Source organism: Streptomyces sp. SolWspMP-5a-2 (genome assembly GCF_900091845.1).
GTDB lineage: Bacteria > Actinomycetota > Actinomycetes > Streptomycetales > Streptomycetaceae > Streptomyces > Streptomyces doudnae.
In genome coordinates this window covers 1-3,476 of sequence record NZ_FMCI01000216.1, presented here as the reverse complement: position 1 = coordinate 3,476, position 3,476 = coordinate 1, and the positions used below count along the sequence as shown (strand labels likewise).

3 protein-coding genes and 1 pseudogene are annotated in these 3,476 nt (G+C 77.0%); 1 reads left to right on the top strand and 3 read right to left on the bottom strand.

The annotated features are described in order from the left end of the window. Both GA0115242_RS21865 and GA0115242_RS21860 read right to left on the bottom strand, forming a co-directional pair. On the bottom strand, positions 1 to 770 hold a 770-nt coding region (locus GA0115242_RS21865; protein ID WP_272925314.1), incomplete at its 3' end, for an FUSC family membrane protein. A 351-nt stretch (positions 771 to 1,121) separates the two neighbouring features. After that, positions 1,122 to 1,991 (bottom strand): annotated as a pseudogene (locus GA0115242_RS21860) (hypothetical protein); the annotation flags it as partial. A gap of 272 nt (positions 1,992 to 2,263) precedes the next feature. Here GA0115242_RS21860 and GA0115242_RS41790 point away from each other — a divergent pair. Next, complete coding sequence (locus GA0115242_RS41790; protein ID WP_237549225.1) at positions 2,264 to 2,809, top strand: SH3 domain-containing protein; 546 nt, start codon at positions 2,264 to 2,266, stop codon at positions 2,807 to 2,809. A gap of 73 nt (positions 2,810 to 2,882) precedes the next feature. Here the strand turns inward: GA0115242_RS41790 and GA0115242_RS21850 are convergent, their stop codons facing one another. After that, positions 2,883 to 3,335 carry a hypothetical protein gene (locus GA0115242_RS21850; protein ID WP_093831050.1) on the bottom strand — a complete coding sequence of 151 codons (453 nt, stop codon included), beginning with the start codon at positions 3,333 to 3,335 and terminating at the stop codon, positions 2,883 to 2,885. Positions 3,336 to 3,476 lie beyond the last annotated feature (141 nt).

Here is a 3,476-nt window from a genome sequence, read left to right as displayed (position 1 = left end):
CCGCCGTCGAGCCGGGCGGCGGGCGCGGCCTCGACGACAGGCGTGATCGCGTTCAACTGGGCCAGCAGGCGGGTCAGTTCGGGGCTGCGGCCGTGGTGGCGGGCGCGCCGGGCCAGCACCAGGTCGTAGGACTGGTTCAGGGAGCGGGTGACGGCGTGCCGGGCCTCGTCGTACGCGTCCCGGCCGCGGGCCGCGAGCAGTTCGGCGACCGTGCGGTAGGTGTCGGCGACCGCCGCCCGCTCCGGCACCCCGGACCGCAGCGGCCAGGCCGGCAGCGCCAGCAGCAGCACCAGCAGCCCGCCGCCGGTCAGCAGGAGCGGCGCGAGCCACCAGGGGCCGGGCAGCGGCAGGCCCGTCCCGATCACCGCGTTGAGCAGGAGCAGCAGCCCGGAGACCGAGGCGACGGCGCCGATCGACGAGATCATCCCGGAGACCAGCGCGATCGCGGTGAGGGTGGAGACGGCGACCCAGCCGTGGCCGTGCGCCAGCGCGCCCAGCGTCACCCCGACCGCGCCGAACAGTTGCGGGACGGCGATGTTCAGGACGCGCATCCGGTACGCGTCGGCCGTGTCGCCGATGACCCCGGACAGGGCGCCCATGGACGCCAGCGCCCCGTAGGCGGGCTCACCGGCGGCGAGCCCGAGGGCCAGCGGGAGGGTGAGCGCCACGGTGGCCCGCAGGACGGCGGGCCGGTTGACGGGGGTCCGCTGCGGGCGCAGGGTGCGCACCAGCCAGTCGGGCGGGGCGAGCGCGGCGGACCGGGCGGCCATGCGGTGCGCCGGGCGCGGTCAGCCCGCCGCCGGGGGCTCGCCCGGGGGCGCGACCGTCATCTGCGGGGACGACGGCGGTGCGGACGGGGAGAGCGGGTGGGCGGGCGCGGAGCCCCGGGCGCCGGCCGCCCCGGGGTCGTCCGGCGGGGTGGTGCCGGTGGGCCCGGTGATTCCGGTGATTCCGGTGGTCGCGGTGGTGCCGGTGACTCCGGTGGTCTCGGCGGCTTCGGCGACCTCGGTGGTCCCGGCGGCCCCGGTGGTCCCGGCGGCCCCGGTGGTGCCGGTGGTCCCGGTGAATCCGGCGGTCTCGGTGGTGCCGGTGGGCCCGGTGACTTCGGCGGCCCCGGTGACCCCGGCGGCCCCGGCCACCCGGCGCCGGGTCAGCCAGGTCGCCAGGGCCGCCGCCAGGCCCAGCGCGACCAGGAGCCAGGACGCCTGGCGCAGGGTCGTCGTCAGCGCGTCGTAGACGGCCCCCGCGGCCGGGCGGCGGGCCTCCTCCGGGAGGTCGGCCAGGGTCAGGGTGCGGCCGATCGCCACGGCCAGTCCGAGGAACGCCCCGCCGAGCGCCGTGCCCAGGGCGGTCGCGGTGACCGCCCGGCGGCGGCAGGCGGCGACCGCGATCCCGGCGGCGGCGAGGACGACGGCCGCCAGCGGCAGCCAGAACCCGGCCACCTCAAGGAGCCGGAAGCCCGTGCGGAACCGGTCCAGGTCGTCGGCGGGCAGCACGGCCACCGCGGTGTGCTGCACCGGGATGCGGTCGGCCAGCGGCATGTGGTCGTCGGCGAGCGTGCGCTTGACCTGGGCGGCGACCGGCGCCAGGTCCACCGTCACGTCCCGCTCGCGCCCGTCGCGCAGGGCGGTGAGCACCGCGTCGTGGACGGCCCGGTTCCCGGCGTCCCAGGCGGCCCGGAAGGCGGGGGTGCGGGTGAAGGAGGCGACCGCGTCGTGGACGAAGGGCCGCACGGCCCGGGGCATCGCGCGCACGTCGGCGTGGTCGTCGACCTCGTCCATGATGCCGTCGCCGACGGTGTCCGCGACCACGTCCCGCACCGCCGGGTCGGCGGCCAGCGGCGCCATCGCCGTGACGTAGCTGCCGGTGTCGGCGAGCCCGTACGCGGCCCAGGCGGCGAGCGCGCCGCAGGGCGCGAGGAGGCAGGCGACGACGATCAGCGCCGCCGACAGGGCACCGCGCGCGCGGACGCGGGAGGGACGTGAGGGCACCCTCCCAGGCAAGACCCCCGGGGGCGTCCGCGCGAGCGGGATGACTGCATCTGGCGGCAGAGGTCGAGCCGAACGGGGTCGCCCGATCCCCTGAACCGGCCCCGAGCTGGGGCTTCTTCGCCCCCTCCGGGCTCGGGTGGAGGGTTGGCCCGAACGGGGTCGCCCGATCCCCTGAACCGGCCCCGAGCTGGGGCTTCTTCGCCCCCTCCGGGCTCGGGTGGAGGGTTGGCCCGAACGGGTGTTTCCTGGTGCGGGGGAGAAGGAGGCTGATCATGCGCACCACTCCAGCCCTGCGGATCCTGACCGCGGCCCTGCTCACCGGAGGCACCTTCGCCGCCGCCGCGGCGGGCACGACGGCGTCGGCGGCGCCCCTGCCGCACCACGCCCCCGCCCACGACGGCGACCACCGGGACGGCGACTCCTGGGACCGCCCCGGGGACGGCTACGACCACGGGGACGGCCATGACCGGGACGGCTACGACCGAGGCGATCGCGGTGACCGAGGTGATCGCGGTGACCGGGGTGATCGCGGCGGGCGCGGCGGGCGCGGCAGCCCGGTCTGGGGCACCGTCGTCTCCCGGGCCGGGGCCGAGGTCAGGTCCGGGCCGTCCGTCCACTCCCGCGTCGTCGACCGGCTCTCGCCCGGCAGCCAGGACCGCATCCGGTGCACCGTCCGCGGCCAGAGCCTCGACGGGAACTCCGCCTGGTACTGGCTGACCGGTGCCCAGGGCTGGGTCAACGCCGGGTCCGTCGACACCGGCGGCCGGTGGGTGACCGGCTGCTCCGACCCGTGCCCCCCGTGGCGCGACGCGTCCTGACGGCGGGCGGCGCCCCGGACCACGGGAAGGGCCCCGGCGAACGGTCGCCGGGGCCCTTCCCTGTGCCGCAGGGTCAGCGGATGCGGTTGCCGATGGCGTCCTCACGCGTGTAGTAGCGGTAGAAGAAGACGGCGAAGATGCCCGCGCAGACCGCGAGGCCCAGGCCCGCGCTGCTCAGCACCGACGCGCCGGTCTGGCTGTAGAGGAAGCCCACCGAGGCGCCCGCGAACGCCGACTTCACCAGGGAGTGCAGCTCGCGCTTGAGCAGCGGCGCGAACCGCGCCACCGCGATGCACAGCACGATGAACGCGATCGCCGTCGCGAAGCCGAACAGGACGTTCCAGCCGGTGATGGGAGCGCCGTGCCGGCGGTTGGCCGCCGCCCAGAGCCCGTAGACCAGCCCGAGGACGACGGGAATGCCGTACCGGGACACTCGGTGGACCTGCCCGTTGAACACGTCGGGCAGGCCGTTCGGACCGGTGCCGAAACCGCGCCGTCCGCCGGGTGCGGGTGCCGCATGAGCCATGAGAGCTCTCCTCTCGCTCCGTTGCCCCCCGCTTCCAGAGCACACCTGGGGACCGGTCCGGGCAAGTCGGCGCCCGTACCGGCGAGGTCGGCGGCGCAGAACGCCTCGGGCGGCGCGCGGCGGTCCCGCCCGTCGCATCGT